This window comes from Alistipes sp. CAG:268 (assembly GCA_000434235.1).
GTDB lineage: Bacteria > Bacteroidota > Bacteroidia > Bacteroidales > Rikenellaceae > Alistipes > Alistipes avistercoris.
This window is the reverse complement of record FR891993.1, coordinates 44345-65955: the sequence shown is the minus strand read 5'-3', so window position 1 is coordinate 65955 and position 21611 is coordinate 44345. Positions and strand designations below refer to the sequence as shown.

Genomic DNA, 21611 nt, shown 5'->3' with positions numbered 1-21611 from the left:
GATTACAGTTATGAAATGCATAAAGTATTGTGTCGCGCTGCTCGGCCTGTTGATGGGAACCTCTTCGTGCGACAGCTTTTTCGACAAACCGACCAATGTCCAGGACCTGGACTATGTCTTCGGCAACGGCTCCACGACGCTGAGCTGGCTGGCCCACGGCTACTCCCTGATTCCGAGCCCGCTGATGATGACCCTGACCAGCTCGGTCGATTATGCGCCGGACTGGTGGGAGTTCTCCTCCCCGTATGAACTGATCTCCGACGAGGCCGACATCAACGACAACCGGGACTGCTACAAGGCCTACCGGATAACGCGTGGAGACTGGAGTGTTTCCGGTTCGGGCTTTGGCGAGAAGTGGATCCCGCTCTACCGGGTGATCCGCCACCTGTATGTCTTCCTCGACAACGTACATGTCGTGCCCCAGCAGACGGATATCAATACGCAGGAGAAGGTCGATAAACTCAAGTTGCAGGCCCGCTTCCTGATCGCATACTACCATGTGCTGCTGTTCGAACAGTTCGGACCGATTCCGATCGTGAAGTCGGCCGTTGATCCGGGTGCTTCGGAGGAGTCTTTCCTCGTGAGCCGCAACAGTGTGGACGAGGTGGTGAACTGGCTCGATGAAGAGCTGCTGACCCTTGCCAACCAACTCCCCACCTCTTATGAGGATGCCTGGGGTGCGGCTCCGACCCAGGCTTCCGCGTTGGCCGTGCGTGCCCGTCTGCTGCTTTATGCTGCCAGCCCGCTGTTCAACTCTCCGGACAACTATTCCGGCCTGAAGGAGTTTGCCAATCTGGCCAACAAGGACGGGAAGAAGCTGTTCCCGCAGAGCTACGATCCCGAGAAGTGGAAACGGGCAGCTGACGCGGCCAAACTGCTGATCGATACGCAGGGCGGACGCTACGATCTGGTCGGGGCAACGGCCGAAGGGTCTCCCAACAGTTTCGAGGATGCCTATGCCTACTACCGGCAGGTCTTCAACGACCCCTTCAACAAGGAGGCGCTGTTTTCCCGGTCGCCGGCCATCTACGACGACTTCTCCGAGTACCTGCAGGTCGCCACGCCCCTGCAGTACATGGCCCGTCTGACCGGCAGCAACGGCGGTGCCGTATTGGGTGTGACCCAGAAACTGGTCGATACCTACTACATGGACAACGGAACCGAGGCCACGGCCGACAACCCGTATTACGTTGAGGAGGGCTTTACGACGGATCCCGAGAAGATCACGGTGAACCGCGTTGTTTCCGCCCCGAGCGAGCAGCAGCAGGACGTCTACAAGATCGACCGTGTTTACAACATGTACCAGAACCGGGAGGCACGGTTCTATGCGAGTGTCTTCTTCAACGGACGGAAATGGGAGTCCCAGCTGGTGACGAACGAGAAGGGTGAGGTTGATCCGGTCGATTTCTCGTCCCGCTCGGATGTGCCTACCTCCGGAGGTCGCACCTCGTTCTACCCCAAAACCGGATATACGCCCTACAAATTCATCGATGCGGAGGATACCAAACCGACCCACAAACAGAAGCGTCCCATCCTCTACCGTTGGGCGGAGGTCTATCTGAACTATGCGGAGGCGTTGAACCAGTATGATCCGGGCAATCCCGACATCCTGCGTTACCTGAACAAGGTCCGCAACCGGGCCGGACTGCCCAATTACGAGGAGGTCTTCCCCGAGCGGAGTTCGCAGGCCGAGATCCACAAGGCGATCATGCGCGAGCGGAACATCGAGTTCGCATGGGAAGGCCTGCGCTATTTCGATACGCGGCGCTATCTGGTTGCCGAGACCGAGGACAACGGCCCGTTCTACGGAATGGATCCTTCCGCCTTGACGGAGGCCGATTTCTACAAACGGACGAAGTTCGTGGACCGGGTTTTCAAGAAGCAGTTCTATCTCTATCCCATTCCGCAGGAAGAGATCAACAAGAATGCGAATCTGGTACAGAACCCCTATTGGAGATAATCTCATCATAACCCTTTAGCATTATGAACAACAGAAATTTCTGGAAACTGATCGTTTCGGTTCTGATGATGGCCCTGGTTTCGTGCCATGATGAGGATACCGAGACGGGTCCGGCGCTGAACTGCACGTCGTCGGATACCGAACTGGTCTGCCCGAGCGGTTCGGAGGGCTACTTCAAGGCCCATGTAACCTCGCGATATGGACTCAAGACCATTTACGTCACGCTCGGCAAATGGACCGAGTCGGGAACGGAGACGCAGGAGACGATCGAGATCTACGGATCCCCCAAGTTCTACGATCTGAGCTATACGTTCCAGGTCCCCGACGACGCTGCGTTGGACAACCAGCTGAAGGTCTCCTTCCTCGACTATGCCGGTAACCAGACTGATTTTACCGCTGCTATAACCGTGGAGACCGACCAGACGGCCCCGGTTATCGAGATCCTGAAGCCCGTGGCTCCGGACAATGTCTTCGCTCCGGTCGAGGTGATTCAGTTCGAGGCTTCGGCCATCGACAACAAGAAGATGCGCGATGTCGTGCTGGCATGCGAGGCCATCGGTTTCTCCGAGACCTTCACGCCGGGAACCGACCGGACGCAGGTCCGGGTCAAGACAAGCGTGAACATCCCGGACGAGGGCGAATACGAGTTCCTGCTCACGGCTACCGATGCTCAGGGCAATCAGGAGACCTCTGTGATCCCCGTGACGGTCGAGGTGGGCAGCAAGCCGGCCATCGTCAATAAGATGGAGCGTATCGCCGGTGTGGCGGGCGGTACCATGCCGTTCCGTTTCGAGGTCTCGACCAACAGCGAGCATACGATTACCTCCATTACGGTCGAGACCAGCGAGGAGGGTTGCACGGCCCGGAAGACGGTCGAGGCAAACGAGCAGATCTACCTCTTTGAGGATGCCCTGGAGATTCCCCAGACGGCGGCTCCCCACGCCGATGATCTGGTCATTACCGTGACGGCCCTGAACGATATCGGCGAACAGTCCGTCTGGACCGGTACGGCCAGTGTGATCAAGGGTGTTTACATCTATGGAAACGCTACCGTTTCGAAGTCGAACAAGGAGTACTCCATGCCGATGGTCCAGACTCCCTCTTCGAATGAATTCACGTTCAAGACCTATGTGGAGGCGGCCGGTGACGGCTTCCTGCTCTGGACCGGAGACTATACCGAAGATTCGGACCATTTCAGGACCGTGAACGCCTTCATCGACTGGGGCAAGCAGGACGGGACTACCGTTTCGTCCGCATCGTCCGAGCCCATCACCATATCCCAGACGGGATATTACGACATCCGGTTCAATCCGCTTACGCTGGAGTACAGCGTCGAGCCGGATCGCAACGTGCCTTCGGAGACGATCGATACGGGCGAGGTGTGGGCCCAGATGAACAACCAGCTCTACTACAACGGCAGCCAGTGGCTGAAGGCTGCATGGACCTTTGTCCGCTTCGAGGATTTCCCGGGTGTGAAGAACCGCTACTACATCGATGTGAAGATCGAAGGTACGGGGTGGAACCGCGGGTTCTTCGGTCTCACGGCCCAGAGCGGTGACAACGGAGTACTTTACTCGCTGCTGCCCTTTACGAACTGGTTCTATGCCAACAACGCCTATGCGAGCTATCTGGACCGGGCTCCGGACTGGAACACCAACAGCAAGTTCGAGGAGAAGGGCAACCTTCCGGACGGCACGAAGATGCGTTGTGTGGTGGACACCTACCTGATGCAGGTGGGCTGGGCTCCCCTTACCCAATACAAATATCCTGAAACCCCGACCCCCGATATGTAAACCGATGCAGTCACTTCCTGCCGGGATCGATCCCGGCAGGAAGTGACCTGTTGAAAACCGTTTGTGATTATGAAATGGATTTTGAATTTTCTGATGGTCCTGATCCTGGCCATCTCCTGCTCTTCCAAGATTGCATCCAACCCGCTGACCCCGCCGCCGACCCCCTCTCCCGATGAGACCGAGCAGGAACTGCTGCTGCAGATCGACGGCGTGGGGGTGGACTGGAGCGATGCACAGGTAAAAGCCTTTGTCGAGAAGATCTGCGCGACGGTCGATCGGCTGCGCACGAAATACAAGGTTTCGGTATTGACCAACCCGATCTCCTATTACAAGGAGGAGGGCCACGGACAGGGCGACCCGTCGGTCGGTGTGAACCGCGTCCATCCGAACCTGTTGAGCGAGTTCCGCTATTTTGCACAGAAGGATATCGATGTCTACCTCGATATCTACGCTTCCGATAACTATACGGCCCAGAACGGTGAGTTGGGCAATCTGCCCCTGCCGAAAAGGCGTTACGGAGAGCCCGAAACGATCAAGGGCCTCAATATGGACCTGGACTGTTTCGAGGATATCTTTGCGAAGTACCCCAACGTGAAGGGCGTGCGGTTCCATGAGCTGATCGGTACGCACGACCGCCGCAACGACGGACACGGCTTTGCCATCGAGTTTTCGCTGCTGCCCGAGATTGCACAGATGCTCAAGGACCACGAACGTCGTCTGGTGTGGGGCGACCAGTCGTGGGATCTCTGTTATACCGACGCTGCGGGCCACGGTTTCTGGCTCGATCATCTGAACGAGGTCTGCGACATCCTCGGCAGCGACCTGACCATCAATTTCAACAACAACGGTTGGGGTGCGGAGATCCAGGCGCTGACCTTCTCCCGCAACATGGCCAATTACCGGAACGGAAACCTGTGGGGCACGAGCGATCAGGCCTGGTGGTGGCAGGAGGTCGAGGCGCAGTCGCTCCCCTTGTGGGAGGACGGCAGTGTCCGCTGGATCGGATGGGGCCCGATGGACATGGCTCCCGAGTTGCTGGCTTCGTTTGCCCTGGAGACCTTCCGTCGCGGCGGGTGCCTTGTCCAGATCGAACCGCCCGCCACGCTGTTCGAGCCGGCTCCGACGACCTCCATTCCCAACAACCTGAAGCGGAAGCAGTACGGCCCGACGATCGCCTACAAGGTTTTCGAGGACCTGATGCTGAACTATACCTCGAATGCGTCCGCATACCCCTCGATGGATCCGGCCGATTATTACGTGCTCGACCGGGGGACGTTGCTGGGCAACCGCTGGAGCGGCAAACCGAAGAAATACGACCGGATGACCATCACCTCGATCGGGGACAAGGTGGTCGATAACAGCCTCTATTCGTCGGATTATACCCGGTGGATACAGCGGGAGGACGATTTCTCCTTCTCCTGGATCTACGGGGGCGACATCGTGGATGCCTCGCGCATCCGTCTGGAGTTCCATGCCATCGATGAACGCATGCTGGTCAAGAGGACGGCAAACGGTCTGGAGGTCGAGTTCTACGACCACATGGGCAATCAGTATGTAAACTGCAACAACGTGGCCGGGGAGACCGCCGACGGAGAGATGGTCGGAATCGCTGCGATGAACCTGCAGAAGAAAGGGGTCGGCCAGGCCGATCCGGACGAGATCGTCACGGCCCGTTCCGACGGTGCCACGGTCCGTTTTACGGTCTATGAGAAGGTCGCCTCTTCGTCCACGGTCGGTTATGAGAACTTCAGCTATGAGGTCGAACCTGTGCTTACGGCCCGTCTGAACGACATGCTCGGAACGGTTCCGGCCGACGATTTCCTCTTCGTGACCGGCCTAAGGACGAAATACGTGCTCTACGTGGACAATACCCGAGAGATCGACAATCTGGCCGTTGCGTTGCGCAAGGGAGACGGAACGATCGAGCTTCGGGGAATCTTCCAGGGGACCCTGCAGCCGACGCTCGTGTCGAAGACGGTCGATCTGGATCCCGACCAGGTGCTCGACATGAAGGGCAACGACTGTACGGGTGACTATATCGACGATCTGGCCTTCCTGATGAAGGACAATTCGGTTCGGATCTATACGTGCGATTTCGGGGGCGATCAGCAATTCGAATACCTCCGGTCGATCCCCGACTGCGGCAAAAACAGCCGGAAGATTCTGGCAACCCGTTGGACTACTTATTACAAAAACGAATAAAGATCGGAAATGAGAATAGTGCATTATTTGCTGTTCGCCCTTTTGGCGTGTGTGCAGTTGATTGGATGCGGGAGCGGCGCCCGGACCTTTTCCATCCAGGGCGATACGTTCCTGCTCGACGGGGATTCCGTGGTTCTCCGCAGCGGGGAGATTCATTTCGACCGAATCCCCAAGGCTTACTGGCGTCATCGTCTTCAGATGCTCCGGGCAATGGGCCTCAATACGGTATGTACCTACCTCTTCTGGAACAAGGCGGAACCGGAGCAGGACCGGTTCGATCAGCGGAATTTCGATGATATGGCGGAGTTCTGCCGTTTGGCGCAGGAAGAGGGCCTTTGGGTCATCCTGCGTCCGGGACCGTATGTCTGTGCGGAGTGGGATATGGGCGGACTTCCCTGGTGGCTGCTTCGGAAAGAGGGGATCGGTCTGCGCTCGCAGGATCCCTATTTCCTGGAGCGTACCCGGAAGTACCTGAACAAGGTGGGTGAGACCCTGGCTCCCCTGCAGATTACGCAGGGAGGCCCCATCCTGATGGTCCAGGTCGAGAACGAGTATGGCCACTGGGGAACGGATACGACCTATCTGGGAATCATCCGCGACTATCTTGTCGAGTCGGGCTTCGACGTGCCGATGTTCCAGTGCGACTATTTCGCCCGCCTGGTCGATCGGCGCGAGGATCTCTTCTGTGCCGCGAATTTCGGGACGCACGAGGATCCCCGCGTTGCGCTGGATTCGCTCCGGAGCGTCATGCCGCAGGGTCCGCTGTTTGTTGCGGAGTTCTATCCCGGATGGCTGGACCATTGGGGTGAAAGACATGGCCGGGTGGCGACCGACGCCGTGATCCGGCAGTTGGACTATTTCGAGAACCATCGGGTGTCGTACAACTTCTATATGGTTCATGGCGGCACGTCGTTCGGCCTCTGGAGCGGGGCTAATTTCAATGTCGGCGGGCATTACGATCCGCAGACTTCGAGCTATGACTACGATGCTCCGATCAGTGAGGCCGGTTGGGCGACTCCGAAATACGAGGCAATACGCACGTTCCTCCAGCAACGGCTGCCTGAAGAGACGTTCCCGGCTGTTCCGGAGCGTCCGCAGACGATGGCCGTGGCCGAGTTCACGCTCGAAGAGACGGCTCCCGTGCTGGAAAACCTTTCCCGCCCCGTTCTCGACGATACGCCCCGCAACATGGAACATTACGGACAGGGGTTCGGCTATGTCGTCTATTCGACGACCCTGCCTCGGGACGCCTCCGGCAGCATCGTTTTCGAAGGCGTTCATGATTTTGCCGTCGTGTTGCTCGACGGGAAGGTGATCCGGACGCTGGATCGCCGGAAAAACGAGACGGTCTGTGAGTTGCCGGCAGGCCGGATGCACGGGGAGGCCGAACTTTCGGTTATCGTGGAGGCGATGGGCCGGGTCAATTCGGATGTCTATCTGGGTGACCGGAAGGGACTGGTCGGGCCGGTTGTGCTCCAGAACGGGACGAAGCGTACGCCGCTCGAGAAGTGGCGGATCCATACCGCCCCGTTGCAGAACGATCAGGCTCCCGCAGGTCTCGAATTCTCCCCGATGACCGTTCTGCCCGATCAGCCGGCCTATTATCGGGGATGGTTCGAGGCGGACGAGGCGAAGGACACCTTCCTCGACATGCAGAACTGGGGCAAGGGTGTGGTCTGGGTAAACGGCCATTGTCTGGGCCGGTTCTGGAACATCGGTCCGACGCAGACGATGTACCTCCCCGCCCCGTGGATCGTGCCGGGACGAAACGAAGTGGTGGTTCTCGACCTCCTCACTCCGTCGAACCCCGCATTGCAGGGCCTTGAAAATCCGATTCTGGACGATTGCAGGGAATAACGGTTTTGCCTTATGAAAAAGACGTTCGAATCTTTGCTTGCCGTACTTTTCACCTTGTGCGGGAGCGCCTCGTTCGGGGCGGAGAAGGCTCCGGTGGACTATGTCAATATGTTTATCGGGAGCTGCGGCCCTCACGTGACCGAATACGGCGGGACGACGCCGGCCGTGAGCGATCCGTTCGGGATGACCCAGTGGTGCGCGGCGACCCGACTCAACAAGATCTCCGCGACCATGTACCACCATGCCGACGACCGGCTGATCGGGTTCATGGGAACTCACCAGCCCGCGATCTGGATGGGCGATTACGGCTATTTCACGATGATGCCCCAGAGCGGCGTTTTGCGAACCGATCCGGAACAGCGGGCCGTCCCCTTGGAGCGAGACACCGAATGCGGTACGCCGTATTATTACACGGTCAGCCATACCGAACCCGACGGAAGCCGGATCCGGACCGAATTCACGGCTACCTCGCGCAGCTCCTTCTTCCGTTTCGCCTATGCGGACAGCGGGGCCCCGATGCTCATGATCGAGGCCGGCCGCATGTGCGAGGGCGGGGGGATCGAGATTATTCCCGAGCGGAACGAGATCCGGCTCTACAACAAGGAGCGGTTCGATGCCCATCTCGGACCGCGGCTCTACCGGTTTGCCTGCTATTACGTGCTGAGGTTTTCGGAACCGTTCGCCGATTTCGGAACCTGGGCCGACGGGACCGTCAGCGAGGGCCGGCGGAGCGATGCCGCCCCGAATGTCGGCGGTTATGTCCGCTTCGCCTCGGATGTCCGGACGGTCGAGGTGCGCATCGGCTCGTCATTCATCGATTACGCGCAGGCTGCCGATAACCTCGACCGCGAGATCGGTCGGGAGCGGACCTTCGAGCAGGTGAAGGCCTCCGGCCGGGATCGATGGAACCGGGAGTTGTCGCGGGTTTCGATCAAGGGGGCGTCGGAGGATGACCTCACGGTCTTCTATACGGCCTTCTTCCGCACGCTGCAGTACCCTCGGGAGTTCTCGGAATACGGAAGGTATTACAGCCCCTTCGACGAGCGCATACATGAAGGGACCTCCTACACTGCCTACTCCCTGTGGGATACCTTTCGGGCCCAGCATCCGTGGCTGCAGCTGGTCCAGTCGGAACGGGTCGATGCGATGGTCCGGTCGTTGGTGCAGATGTACGAGGAGTCCGGATGGATTCCCAAGTGGGCGAATCCGACCTTCACCAACATCATGATCGGCACCCATGCCGACGCCGTGATTGCCGACGCCTATGTCAATGGATTCCGGGGTTATGATCTGGAGGCTGCCTACCGGGCCATCCGCAAGGATGCCTTCACTCCGCCGACGCGCGACGAACACTATCGCTGGGGAGACCGCGATTTCTGGAACGGCGGCTACGAGGCCCGCGCCGGCCTGACCCACTACATGAAGGCGGGGTACGTTGCGTCGGACAGGACCGACGAGTCGGTGGCCTCGACGCTCGAATATGCGCTGGACGACTATTGCATCGCCCAGATGGCCAAGGGGCTTGGGCACATGGAGGATTATCGGGTCCTGATGGAACGGTCGCGGAACTACAGGAATCTCTACAACCCGCAGACCGGATTCTTTCAGGCACGCCGGAGTTCCGGGGAGTGGGATGCCGATGATGTCGGATTCACCGAAGGGGCCAACTGGACCTATCGCTTCTGCGTGATGCAGGATGTTCCGGGGCTGATCGAACTCATGGGCGGGCGCGACGCCTTCGTGAAGGCTCTCGACGAGAACTTCGACAAGGGGCACTACCGCCACGACAACGAGCCAGGACACCATTATGTCTACCTTTATGCGCACTGCGACCGGCTGGACAAGATCCAGACCCGTCTGCCCGGGATCCTTGCTGCAAACTACCGGAACAGTCCCGACGGCCTCTCCGGCAACGACGACCTGGGACAGATGTCCGCCTGGTATATTTTCAGTGTCATGGGCTTCTATCCGCTCACTCCGGCTTCGGGCGAGTATGCGTTGGGAATACCGGCCTTTGAGGAGTTCGAGCTGGCCCTGTCGAACGGCAATCGGTTGAAGATCGTGGCCCGGGACCGCAAGAAACACCAGACGATGGAGGTGGTGCGTTTCAACGGGAAGAGGCTCGACCGTCCGTTCATTCCTGTCCGGGAGATCATGCAGGGCGGGGTTCTGGAGTTCAGTACCAAATAGTTGGGATATGAGACGGTGCCTGCTTGCCTTGCTGGCGTGGGCCGGTTTTTCCTGCCAGAACGGTGCGGAGATCCGGCAACGGTCGGATTTTACGGCCGATTGGCGGTTTGCCCTGGATGCCGACGGCGATTTCTCCGATCCGGATTTCGACGATTCGGCGTGGCGGGAACTGAACCTGCCGCATGACTGGAGTATCGAGGGCGACTTTTCGCCCGACCATCCGGCGACTCCCGGAGGCGGGGCGCTTCCGGGCGGCGTCGGATGGTACCGGAAGCGTTTTACCGTTCCGGAGCGTGATCGTGACAAACGCTTCTTTGTCGATTTCGACGGCATTTACCAAAAGAGCCGGGTGTGGCTCAACGGTCATCTGCTCGGATATCGGCCGAATGGTTATGTCTCGTTCCGGTATGACCTGACGCCCTGTCTGAATTATGGGGCGGAGGAGAATGTACTGGTCGTCCGGGTGGATAATTCGGAACAGCCGAATTCCCGGTGGTATTCCGGTTCGGGAATCTACCGAAACGTCTGGCTGGTACGGACCCATCCGGTCCACGTCGGACTTTGGGGAACCTTCATCACAACGCCGGCCGTCGGACCGGATGAGGCAGCCGTGGCCGTCCGGACCACATTGTGCAACGATTCCGCCGATCCGGTGGCCGTCGAGCTGGAGACGGCGCTTTATGATCCCGAGGGTAACCGGGTCGGGGAGTGCCGCACCGGGCGGGTCGGCAGGGGAGTGCCGCACCGGGCGGGCCGGCATTCCTGCGGCTTCGGATACCTCCGTGCTGCAGGAGGTGAAGGTCCCGGACCCGGAGTTGTGGTCCGTGGATGCTCCCTCCCTTTATCGGGCCGTTTCGACCGTGCGGATCGGGGGGCGTACCGTCGATCGGTATGAAACCCCTTTCGGCATCCGTTTCATGAGGTTCGATGCGGATCAGGGCTTCTTCCTGAACGGAGAGCCGCTGAAGATCCTCGGCGTCTGCCTCCATCACGATCTGGGCTGTCTGGGAACCGCAATCAACAGGCGGGCGCTGGAGCGTCAGCTCGAGATCCTCAAGGAGATGGGGTGCAATGCCATCCGGACATCGCACAACCCTCCGGCTCCGGAACTGCTCGAACTTTGTGACAGAATGGGTTTCCTGGTGCAGGACGAGGCGTTCGACATGTGGCGGAAGCGGAAAAGCGAGTATGACTACAGCCGCGACTTCCCGGAGTGGTACGAACGGGATTTGACCGACCACATCCTGCGTGACCGCAACCATCCGTCCGTGTTCATGTGGAGCATCGGCAATGAGGTTTACGAGCAGTTTGACGACGTTCGGGCGGATACCCTGACCCTGCAGCAGGCCAACGTGCTGCTGAATGTCCCCCGCACGGCACGTGCGGCCGGCGGGACGGACTCCGCGTTCAACATCAATTCGTGGATCGCCGTGCAACTGGCCCGGATCGTGAAGAGCCTGGATACGACCCGAGCCGTGACCTCGGGGAATAATTTCGCCGATCCCTCGAACAACCTCTTCCGGTCGGGAGCGATGGATGTCTATGGATTCAACTACAACCTGGGTGTTTATCGCGATTTCCAGAAGAACTTCCCCGGCAAATGCTTCATCGCCTCGGAAACCACCTCCGCATTCGCCACGCGGGGCCACTACATCATGCCTTCGGACCGGCGGTATGCATGGCCCGAGACCTGGGATCAGGCCTTCGACCGACCCGTCCATGCCTGTTCGTCGTATGACAACAATTGTGCGTTGTGGGGCTCGACTCACGAGGAGAACTGGCGTGTGGTGAAGGATCTGCCCTGTTGTGCCGGCGTTTTCGTCTGGACCGGTTTCGACTATCTGGGCGAGCCCACGCCCTTCTGGTGGCCGTCGCGCAGCTCCTATTTTGGTATCGTGGATCTGGCCGGATTTCCCAAGGATGCCTACTACATGTATCAGAGCGAATGGAGCGACCGGACGGTGCTCCACCTCTTTCCGCATTGGAACTGGACACCGGGCGAGCCGGTCGATGTCTGGGCCTACTACAACCGTGCGGACGAGGTAGAGTTGTTCCTGAACGGGCGTAGCCTCGGGGTCAGGAGCAAGGAACCGGGGCAGTTCCATGTCTGGTGGCGGGTGCCGTTTGAACCCGGTATGCTGCGGGCAGTATCCCGCAAGGACGGAAAGGTGGTGCTGACCCGGGAGATCCGGACGGCGGGCGCTCCGGCGCAGATCCGCCTGTCCGCCGACCGGGAACGGATTGCGGCCGACGGAAAAGACCTCTCGTTCGTGACGGTAGAGATAGTGGACCGGGAGGGCACGCTCGTGCCTGATGCCGATACGCAGCTCCGTTTCCGTGTGGAGGGCTGCGGCTTCATTGCCGGAGTGGATAACGGGAGCCAGACCAGTATGGAGCCGTTCAAGGCCTCGCAGCGGCGGGCATTTCACGGCAAGGCGCTCGTTGTCCTGCAGAACGATGGCCGGAAGGGAACGGTTCGACTGACGGCCGAAGCCGACGGCATGCCCCCTTCCACCCTGTCGGTCCGTTCCTGCTCCGAGCCTTGATTCGTCCGGTGGGTTTGTCCGTTTCCCGTGGAGCCGCCTCCCCGATTTTGGCGGTTTCCCGAATAAAGTGGTATCTTTGCGCGGGGAGTTCCCCGAGTTAAAATCTGATCCGACTAAATTCTGCGAACGATGATTGACGAAATCCTGGAATACAACCGCCGATTCGTGGCGGAGAAACGGTACGAACGTTTCATTACCGACAAATATCCCAACAAGCGGATCGCTATCGTCACGTGCATGGATACCCGGCTGGTGGAGTTGCTGCCTGCGGCCCTGGGATTCCGAAACGGGGATGTGAAGATCATCAAGAATGCCGGCGGTACGATTACTAATCCCTTCGACAGTACGGTCCGCAGCCTGCTTGTGGCCATCTACGAGTTGGGTGTGCAGGAGGTGATGATCATCGGCCATACGGGATGCGGCGTGCAGGGCATGGACAGTGCCGAGATGCAGCATCTGATGCGTTCGCGCGGGATTCCGGACCAGCATATCTCGCTGATGAAACACTGTGGCATCGATCTCGACCGCTGGCTGCACGGCTTCGATGATACGGAGTCGGCCATCCTTGAGACGGTCGATCTGGTCCGCAACCATTCGCTGGTCCCCTCCGATGTTGTGGTGAAGGGGTATATCATGGACTCAACGACGGGTGCGCTGACTCCGATTTCGGAGTAAACTGGATCGGAAAAGCCAGAATCACTGCGGACAGGCTGTCAGCCTGTCCGTTTTTTTGTATGTCGATTGCCGGGGAAAATCCGCCGAAAACGACCCCGGGTCCGTTAGCCGGAGAACTTCTTTGTCCGAATCGGGACAAATCGCAATCATGCAAAACGAAAAACCGCGTCAAACTTTCGTTTAGCGCGGTTTCTGGTGCCCAGGACAAGACTCGAACTTGCACGAACGCAATTGTTCACTACCCCCTCAAAGTAGCGTGTCTACCAATTTCACCACCTGGGCCTGTACGCTTGAAAGCCATACTGATTGACTTTCGGAGTGCAAATATAGAACATAAATTTCTATTCACCAAATTTTCGGGCCCATAAAGTTTCGGTTTGCAGTAAAAAAACGGCCCCGATATTCGGGGCCGTTTCCGTAGTATGCGTGTAATGCAATGCGTTACATCTCTTTCGGGTCGATCGTGCGGATCATGCCGTTCGGCCGTTCAATGGCCTGCCGGATGCTTCCGCGCTGACCCGCGCCGACGGATTTCACGCTGCGGGTTGTTGCCGATGCGTCGGCTGCGCCAATCAGTTCGAGGGCCTTGTGTACGAGCGGCTCGTCGGGACCGAAATCCACGTACCATCCTCCCGAAGCCGTCTCGCTGACCGCGTAGTCGGGAGTGATGCCCTTCGGATCCACCGACTGCTTCTGGGCGTTGTAGCCCTGGAACGAAATCGGGGCGAATTCGTAGTCGTATCCTTCGATGTTGTTCCACGTGAAGACATTCATGCCGACGTTCTTGCCGTTGGTCTTCGAGCCGATGAGCGTCACGGGAAGTCCGATGCCCTTCAGACTGTTGATGACCGCCTCGCTCGCCGATGCCGTACCGTCGCTGACGAGGACATAGAGCCGGCTGAGGTTCAGGGCATAGTTCGCCAGCGAGACGCCGTAGTAGTTCGAGTAGTAGAACTTCTCGAAGAAGAGCTTCGCCGTCTGGTCATAGCTCATGCCGAACGTTTCGGAGGTCTGTTTCCAGTCGGCCATCCGCTCGTCGTTGTAGCGGTAGTACTGGTAGACGCGGTCCTGGCATGCGCTGCCTCCGATGCAGGTTGAGAGCATGTTCGAAGTGATGACATGTCCTCCGCCGTTGTTGCGCAGGTCGAGCACCAGATCGGTGATGCCGGCCTCCTTGAGGCTCTTGATGGCGGCCAGCAGGTCGTTGTCGTAGGCGGCGTCGAAGCTGTCGTAGACGATGTATCCGACGTGCGTACCCTCAAGTACCTCGGCGCGGATGATCGGCGTGGGATCCAGACTCACCGACGTGACCTCGATCGGCTGTGCGTTCGCCTCGTTTTTGGTGAGCGTGACCTTCAGCCCCTCCGAGGGGGCGATCAGGCGCGTGAACTCTGTGGTGTAGGTCTGCTCGGTCGGGGTTTTGCCGTCAATCGTGGCGATGATGTCGCCGCGGCGGAATCCGGCCTTGGCCAGCGGCGATTCGGGGATGATGCTCAACAGTGTGAGCCCGATCTGCCCCGTCGGCCGTCCCGACTGGTCTACAAACGACACGAGGGCGTAGTTGCCGATACCGAAACTCGGCACGGGGTCGTCCTTCTCGACACCGTGATTTACACCACTGCGTGTCGCGGCGCTTTTCTGTCCCGATGAGGGGGTTCGCGAGAGGTAGGAGTAGATGTGGTACTCCCCGTAACGCTCGTTGTATTTCTTGTCGAGCGTGTTGGTCTCCATGCTCATCAACGTATGGTATACGAAGTTGTCGTAGACCCCGTTGTAGGGCAGCGACAGGTCGCGGTCAAGCGCCCGGTACTCCTCGTTCCACAGATAGTATGCCGCCAGCACCTCGTCCACCAGCACGTTGATCTCGGGAGCTCCGGCCGTACCCTTCTGGAGGATCTTGAAACTCTCCGTGGTGCTGCCCACCGAGATCCGGATGATGGCGGAACGCGGGCTTTCGCTGCTGTTCTCGGCTACGTCGATCCGCAGCGTTGCGGCGCCTTTGTCTCCCGAGGGGGTCAGCACCTCGCACCAGTCGGGGTTGTCGCTCTGCGCGCTCCACTGTCCGCGGGCCGTGAACGAAAAATCCTTCTGTGCCCCGACGGCCTCAATGGTCTCGGTCTGGCTCCAGGAGCCTCCGGTGATTGCCGATCCCTCCGTCGTCGTGGTCTTGTCCTTGCCGCAGGCAATCGACAGAACCGTCAGCAGCAGTGCTGCCGTCCATCTCACAAATGCATCGAAATGTCTCATAGCATGTCCTGTTTAATAGGTTTGCCGGGACAATATAGTGAAAAATTCCAAAATTGTCACTTTTTCCTGCTGGACTTCATCTCGTCGAGCAGATAGCCGGCCCCGCCGATGCGGTCGATGACGAAGAGCACGTAGCGGATATCGACACCGATGTTGCGGCAGATCGAGGGATCGAAGGCGATGTCGCTCATCGTCGAGCGCCACGTGCGGTCGAAGTTGATGCCCACCAGTTCGCCGCGGGCATTCAGCACCGGAGATCCCGAGTTGCCGCCCGTGGTGTGGTTCGAGGCCAGGAAGCAGACCGGCACCGTGCGGCGTCCGTCGATCTCCGTTGCCCAGCGTCCGTACTCCTTCGATGCGTAGAGGTCGCGCAGCGCCTGCGGGATGTCGTAGTCGTAGATCTCGGGGTTGTCCTTGGCGATGATGCCGTCGAGGGTCGTCAGCGGCTTGTGGTACTCGCCGTCGGCATACTCATAGCCGGCGATCGAGCCGTAGGCCACGCGCAGCGTCAGGTTGGCGTCGGGGTAGAAGGCCCGCTCGCCGTCCCATTCGCGCAGTCCCCGGATGTAGGTCGTGTAGAGTGCGTTGAGGCGGCTGCTCGTGAGGTTGCGCAGCGACTTGGTCCCCAGCATCCAGACGATATGCTCCTGCATGCGCTTCGTGTCGCGGCGCAGGGCATTGACGGCCGTGGTGTCGCTGCCGCTCCATACCTGTTGGAAAACCTGCTCGGCGTAGGCCTCGGGCGATCCGTATTCGGCCACGCCGTCGAGGAACGTCGGGACCTGGTATTCTGCCGGGCAGCGGCGGGCGTATTCGCCGAAGAGGTAGCGCCACAGGGCCCGTTCGGTCGGCTCTCGGCGAGCGAAGAGCTCCTCGGCCCGCTCCTCGGGGGTGTATTTGCCCGGCAGCGCGGCAAGGGTCTCGAGCGTGATCTCGCGGGCGAAGTAGGGATCCATGATCCGGGCATATTCGGCCTTGAGGTCGCTCACCACGCGGCGGTATTCGGGCTTGTCCTGCGCCCAGCGGTCGAACGCCTCCTCGTAGGCCTTTTTCGAGGCGACGGTGCCGCGGCGCGTGATGCCGAGCACCTCGCCCTGCCACTTCTTCCAGGCGTTGGCGATCGTCGCATGCTTGGCGGCGTAGTGGATCCGCAGCGCGGGGTCCGAGGCCTGGGCCTCGGCGATGATCCCGAGTCGGCCGTCGCGGATGGCGATCTTGGCCGGGTCCGAGCGCTCGGCGATGTAGCCCACGGCATCCGAGAGGATGTACTCCTGCGTGTTGCCCGGGAATCCGTAGATCATCGTGAAGTCGCCCTCCGCGATGCCCCGGGTCGAGATGGTGAAGAACTTCTTCGGGCGGTAGGGGACGTTGTCGGGCGAGTAGGCCGCCGGCTTGTTCTCCTTCGATGCATAGATGCGGAATACGGAGAAGTCGCCCGTGTGGCGGGGCCAGATCCAGTTGTCGGTATCGCCGCCGAACTTGCCGATCGATGAGGGCGGTGCGGCCACCAGACGGACGTCATCGAACTGTTCGTAGACGAACAGGAACTGCTGGTTGCCGTAGTACATCTGCTCGACGGAGGCCTTGTAGCCTTCGCCCTCGGCTTCGGCCTTGCGGATCAGCTCCTCGGCGGTTTCGCCGGCCGCCAGTCGCTCCGTCACCTCCTCCATGCGTACCAGGAAACGGACGTTGAGTCCTTCGTTGGGCAGCTCCTCGGCCCGGGACATGGCCCAGAAGCCGTGGGTGAGGTAGTCGTGCTCGACGGTCGAGTGGCGCTGGATGGCGTCGTAGCCGCAGTGGTGGTTGGTGAGCAGCAGGCCTTCGGGCGAGACGAGTTCGCCTGTACAGCCGCCGTCGAAGAGCACCACGGCGTCCTTCATCGAGGCTTGGTTGATCGAGTAGATGTCTTCGGCCGTCAGGCGGAATCCTTTCGAGCGCATGTCGTCGATGCGCTCGGAGATGAGGCTCGGGAGCCACATGCCCTCGTCTGCCAGTGCGGGCAGCATCGTGAGGGCGGCAAGCAGGGTCAGCAGCGTGCGTTTCATGGGTTTATGAATTGGTTCAGTTCGACATAGACTTTCTGTATGGGCAGCCCCATGACGTTGTAGAACGACCCCTCGATGCGTTCGATGGCGGCATACCCGATCCACTCCTGGATACCGTACGATCCGGCCTTGTCGAAGGGGCGGAACGTATCGACGTAGTAGTCGATCTCCTCCTGATCGAGGGTGCGGAACCAGACGTCGGTGCGGGCCTCGAAGGCGTGCTGCCGCGAGGTGGTGCGGAAGGCCACGCCCGTGACGACCGTGTGTCGGCGGCCCGAGAGACGGCGGAGCATCTCCGCGGCTTCCTGGCGGTCGCGGGGTTTGCCGAGCACCTCGCCGTCGAGCACCACTACCGTGTCGGCCGTCAGCAGGAGGTCCCGTTCGCCGAGGGGTTCGGGGTAGGCCCGGCTCTTGAGCTGCGCGAGGTAGAGCGGTACCTCCTCGGCCGGAAGCCCGTCCGGGTAACGCTCCTCGCACTCGAAGCGCGGGGCGAGTTCGTAGGGAAGCCCGCACCCGGCGATCAGTTCGCGCCGCCGCGGCGACTGCGATGCCAGCAACAGGCGGTAGTTCTTGAGTTTCTCGTGGAGTAACATGGTTGTATGGCGTGCGTCGGTTATCGGATATCGAAGCGGAGCAGTTCGTGCCCCTCGAGCGTGGCGCGAAGCTCGTCGCCCGGGCGGACGGGTCCCACACCGGCCGGAGTGCCCGTGAAGAGCAGGTCGCCCATGCGCAGGGTCATGTACTGCGACACGCTGGCGATGAGCCGGTCCACCGTGAAAAGCATCTGAGAGGTGTCGCCCGTCTGGCGGCGTTCGCCGTTCACGTCGAGGGCGAACCGAAGGCGCTGCACGTCGCCGCCCAGGTCGGCGAGTCGGAGGAACTTCGGGGGCAGGGCCGCCGAGTAGTCGAAGGCTTTGGCCCGCTCCCACGGAAGCCCCTCGGCGATGGCCTGCCGCTGCAGGTCGCGGGCCGTGAAGTCGATGCCGACTCCCACCTCGTCGTAGTAGCGGTGTGCGAAACGCTCGGAAATGGCCTTCCCGACACGGTTGATCCGCACGATGAGTTCACACTCGTAGTGTACCTCCTGCGAGAAACGCGGGATGTAGAATGGGTCGTTGTTGCGCAGCATGGCCGTGTCGGGCTTGAGGAACCAGATCGGTTCGGCCCCCTCCTCGGCCAGCCCTGTCGCGTGGTGCAGTTCCTCGGCATGGGCCCGGTAGTTGCGTCCGATACAGATGATCTTCATGTGCGGTTCTTTTTGAGTTCCCCGACCATGCGGCGGGCGAATCGTTCGCTGGCTCCCGGACCGCCGATGACGGTGCGCAGCTCCTCGAAGTCGGCCTCCATCCGCCCGCGCTTCGCGCCGCCCGGGAGGATGGCGCGCAACTCGCGCTCGGCGCGTGCGACGTCGAGGTCCGACTGGATGATCTCGGCCACGGCCTCGCGTCCGAGGTTGAGATTGACGAGCGAAACCCAGGGCACCTTCAGCACGTAGGGCTGCAGCTTGACCTGGAACCACAGCGTGCGGTAGACGACCACTTCGGGCGTGCCGAGCAGGGCGGTCTCGAGCGTTGCCGTCCCCGAGGTGACGACGGCCGCCTCGGCCGCGGCGATGGTCTCGTAGGTCTGGTCGCAGACATAGCGCAGGCCCGTTCCGGCCATGTAGCGATCGTATAGTGCGCGTTCGAGCCAGGGTACGCCCGTTACGACGAACTGCCGGTCGGGGAACCGCTCGGCCAGCCGGGCCATGAGCGGGAGGTTGTCGCGGATCTCGCCGCGGCGGCTGCCTGCCACCAGGGCGATGATCGGACGGTTGTCGAGCCCGTTGCGGCGGCGGAATGCATCGCCGTCGGGCAGCGTCGGACGCCGCGCCTCGATGGCATCGACGAGCGGGTTGCCCTCGAAGACGGGGTCGATGCCGTGGCGGGGGAAGTAGTCCCGCTCGAAGGGGAAGATGATGTAGAGCCGGTCCACGTAGCGCCGGATCGACTTCACGCGCCACTCCCGCCAGGCCCACACCTTGGGGGCGATGTAGTAGAACGTGCGGATGCCGTGCCCGCTGGCCCAGCGGGCCATCTTCATGTTGAATCCCGGGTAGTCGATCAGGATCAGCGCATCGGGTCGCCATGCGGCCACATCCTCGCGGCACTCGCGCATCTGGCGGCGGATCGTGCGGAGGTTCTTCAGCACCTGCACGATGCCGAAGAACGAGGTCTCGCGGTAGTGCTTGCGGAGGTTCTGCCTGCCGCCCGCCTCGGCCATGCGGTCGCCGCCCCAGAAGCGGAACTCCGCCTCGGGATCGGCCTTCCTGAGCCCTTCGATCAGGTTGGCGCCGTGCAGGTCGCCCGAAGGCTCCCCGGCTATGAGGTAGTATTTCATCTCTTCGCTCTTTGGTTCGGTTTTCTGCTTTTCCGGTGTCGCCGGCTCGCGTGAAGACCGTCTGCGGCAGGTCCGTGTCGGGTCACTCCTCCCCGAGCAGGTCGGGCCGCAGGCGTTTGGTGCGCTCCCAGGCCTGCTCGTCCTGCCACTTCTCGATCTGGGCGAAGTTGCCCGAGAGCAGCACGTCGGGGACCCGCCAGCCGCGGAACTCCGCGGGCCGCGTGTAGACGGGCGGGGCCAGCAGGTTGTCCTGGAACGAGTCGGTCAGGGCTGAGGCCTCGTCGCCGATCGCTCCCGGAATGAGCCGCACGACCGAGTCGGCGATGATGCAGGCGGCCAGTTCGCCCCCTGTGAGCACGTAGTCTCCGATTGAGATCTCGCGTGTGATGAGGTGCTCGCGGATGCGGTGGTCGATGCCCTTGTAGTGGCCGCAGAGGATGATGATGTTGCCGAGCGTCGAGAGCCGGTTGGCCTCGTGCTGGTCGTAGCGGATGCCGTCGGGCGAGGTGTAGATGATCTCGTCGTAGGTTCGCTCGCTCTGGAGTTTCTCGACGAGTTCGAAGACCGGCTCGCACTTCATGACCATGCCCGCTTCGCCGCCGAACGGGTAGTCGTCGGTGGTCTTGCGGCGGTCGTGTGCGTAGTCGTGGAGGTTGTGTACGACGATCTGCACGAATCCCTTCTCCTGCGCCCGCTTGAGGATCGACTCGTTCAGGGGCGAGGTCATCAGTTCGGGAACCGAGGATATGATGTCAATGCGCATGGCGGAATATGATGTCTTTCGTTGAATCTTCGGTGAGCGGCACTTCGCGTCCGTGTTCGAGCGTGTATCCTGCGTATCCCAGACCGGTGAACAGCCGGATGATCTCGGGGCGGTTCGCACCGCCCGTCTCGATGAGCACCGTGGGGCGGAAACGTTCGAGCAGGGGCTGCATCTCATGCATAACCACCACCTCGTACCCCTCGATGTCGCACTTGATGAAGTCGAGCCTTTCGAGCCGGGCGAAAAGTTCGCTGCCGCGGCGCATTTCGGCAGTGAAGGCCGTGTCGGTCTGTCGGCCGCTGTCGTTCACGAAGTTCTGCCCCGTGCCGAAGTAGCCCGTCTCGCGTGCCGAGTCGTTGCCCATGGTTACCTTCCTGGATTCGGTGCCGAGCGCGTAGGGGAGGATCTCGACGTTGCGGCAGCGGCGCAGGTTGCGCTCCAGCACGCAGCGGATCGGCTCTACGGGCTCCACGGCGTAGACCCGCCCTTCGGGACCCGTGAGGCGGGAGATCGTCCGGGCGTAGTAGCCGAGGTTGGCGCCGATGTCGATGCAGGTGTCGCCCCGCCGGACAAGCCGGCCGAGGTGGTAGACATACTCCGTGGCGGGGGCGTAGCGGCCGATGCCGAGCCGCTGCCAGACGAAGAACATCCGGCTTACGGCGCGCAGGTAGCCCTCGAACGGCAGCGTGCGGTAGAGGATTCGGTGTATGAGTGTCTTCACGGGGGTCGGGTCAGCCTTTGTAGTTTACCTCCTCGTTGAGCACCTCGACGATGAAGGGGTTGTAGAGCACCTCGTGGCCGATGGTCGATTCGGGGCCGTGGCCCGGGTAGACGTGTACCTCGTCGCCCAGCGGGACGAGCACGTCGAGGATCGAGCGCATGATCCACGAGTAGTCGCCTCCGGGCAGGTCCGTGCGGCCGATCGACTCGCGGAAGAGCGCGTCGCCCGCAAAG

15 protein-coding genes, 1 tRNA gene and 1 pseudogene (1 of these 17 cut by a window edge) are annotated in these 21611 nt (G+C 60.7%); 8 read left to right on the top strand and 9 right to left on the bottom strand.

Annotation, left to right across the window (positions count from 1 at the left end):
- The first annotated feature begins 10 nt into the window (after positions 1-10).
- From QZL63_RS04805 to QZL63_RS04770, 8 genes are all read left to right on the top strand, one after another.
- Positions 11-1960: a RagB/SusD family nutrient uptake outer membrane protein gene (locus QZL63_RS04805; RefSeq protein WP_022308191.1), complete on the top strand. Its 1950-nt coding sequence runs from the start codon at positions 11-13 to the stop codon at positions 1958-1960.
- Between the two features lie 23 nt (positions 1961-1983).
- Positions 1984-3753: a hypothetical protein gene (locus QZL63_RS04800; protein WP_022308190.1), complete on the top strand. Its 1770-nt coding sequence runs from the start codon at positions 1984-1986 to the stop codon at positions 3751-3753.
- A 69-nt stretch (positions 3754-3822) separates the two neighbouring features.
- Entirely contained in the window at positions 3823-5955 is a 2133-nt protein-coding gene (locus tag QZL63_RS04795) for a hypothetical protein (RefSeq protein ID WP_022308189.1), read from the top strand.
- Positions 5956-5964: 9 nt separating this feature from the next.
- Positions 5965-7812: a glycoside hydrolase family 35 protein gene (locus tag QZL63_RS04790; RefSeq protein ID WP_022308188.1), complete on the top strand. Its 1848-nt coding sequence runs from the start codon at positions 5965-5967 to the stop codon at positions 7810-7812.
- 12 nt (positions 7813-7824) lie between these two features.
- Positions 7825-10002 carry a GH92 family glycosyl hydrolase gene (locus QZL63_RS04785; protein ID WP_022308187.1) on the top strand — a complete coding sequence of 726 codons (2178 nt, stop codon included), beginning with the start codon at positions 7825-7827 and terminating at the stop codon, positions 10000-10002.
- 7 nt (positions 10003-10009) lie between these two features.
- Entirely contained in the window at positions 10010-10897 is an 888-nt protein-coding gene (locus tag QZL63_RS04780) for a sugar-binding domain-containing protein (protein ID WP_022308186.1), read from the top strand.
- A complete protein-coding gene (locus QZL63_RS04775; protein WP_290586039.1) occupies positions 10785-12548 on the top strand; it encodes a glycoside hydrolase family 2 TIM barrel-domain containing protein in 1764 nt (587 codons plus the stop codon). Before QZL63_RS04780 ends, QZL63_RS04775 begins: the two co-directional genes overlap by 113 nt.
- 129 nt (positions 12549-12677) lie before the next feature.
- Positions 12678-13223 carry a beta-class carbonic anhydrase gene (locus QZL63_RS04770; protein ID WP_022308184.1) on the top strand — a complete coding sequence of 182 codons (546 nt, stop codon included), beginning with the start codon at positions 12678-12680 and terminating at the stop codon, positions 13221-13223.
- A gap of 193 nt (positions 13224-13416) precedes the next feature.
- On the opposite strand, the gene QZL63_RS04765 is transcribed toward QZL63_RS04770, so the two are convergent.
- The 9 genes and pseudogenes from QZL63_RS04765 to QZL63_RS04725 form a co-directional block, all read right to left on the bottom strand.
- Positions 13417-13505, bottom strand: a tRNA-Leu gene (locus tag QZL63_RS04765).
- A 159-nt stretch (positions 13506-13664) separates the two neighbouring features.
- Positions 13665-15470 carry a S41 family peptidase gene (locus QZL63_RS04760; protein WP_022308183.1) on the bottom strand — a complete coding sequence of 602 codons (1806 nt, stop codon included), beginning with the start codon at positions 15468-15470 and terminating at the stop codon, positions 13665-13667.
- A 56-nt stretch (positions 15471-15526) separates the two neighbouring features.
- On the bottom strand, positions 15527-17515 hold the full coding sequence (locus QZL63_RS04755; protein WP_022308182.1) for a S46 family peptidase: 1989 nt from the start codon (positions 17513-17515) through the stop codon (positions 15527-15529).
- On the bottom strand, positions 17512-18108 hold the full coding sequence (locus QZL63_RS04750) for a Maf family nucleotide pyrophosphatase (protein ID WP_022308181.1): 597 nt from the start codon (positions 18106-18108) through the stop codon (positions 17512-17514). The genes QZL63_RS04755 and QZL63_RS04750 overlap by 4 nt, the downstream gene beginning before the upstream one ends.
- A gap of 20 nt (positions 18109-18128) precedes the next feature.
- Positions 18129-18761, bottom strand: coding sequence for a fumarylacetoacetate hydrolase family protein (locus QZL63_RS04745; protein WP_022308180.1), 633 nt, complete (start codon positions 18759-18761; stop codon positions 18129-18131).
- Positions 18758-19894: a lipid-A-disaccharide synthase gene (lpxB, locus tag QZL63_RS04740; RefSeq protein ID WP_022308179.1), complete on the bottom strand. Its 1137-nt coding sequence runs from the start codon at positions 19892-19894 to the stop codon at positions 18758-18760. The genes QZL63_RS04745 and lpxB overlap by 4 nt, the downstream gene beginning before the upstream one ends.
- An 82-nt stretch (positions 19895-19976) precedes the next feature.
- Complete coding sequence (gene trmD, locus QZL63_RS04735) at positions 19977-20657, bottom strand: tRNA (guanosine(37)-N1)-methyltransferase TrmD (RefSeq protein ID WP_022308178.1); 681 nt, start codon at positions 20655-20657, stop codon at positions 19977-19979.
- The gene (locus tag QZL63_RS04730; protein WP_022308177.1) at positions 20647-21378 is read right to left on the bottom strand and encodes an FkbM family methyltransferase; all 732 of its coding nucleotides are present in this window, start codon (positions 21376-21378) and stop codon (positions 20647-20649) included. Before QZL63_RS04730 ends, trmD begins: the two co-directional genes overlap by 11 nt.
- A 10-nt stretch (positions 21379-21388) precedes the next feature.
- Positions 21389-21611: pseudogene (locus QZL63_RS04725) on the bottom strand (MBL fold metallo-hydrolase) (it continues 474 nt past the right edge of the window).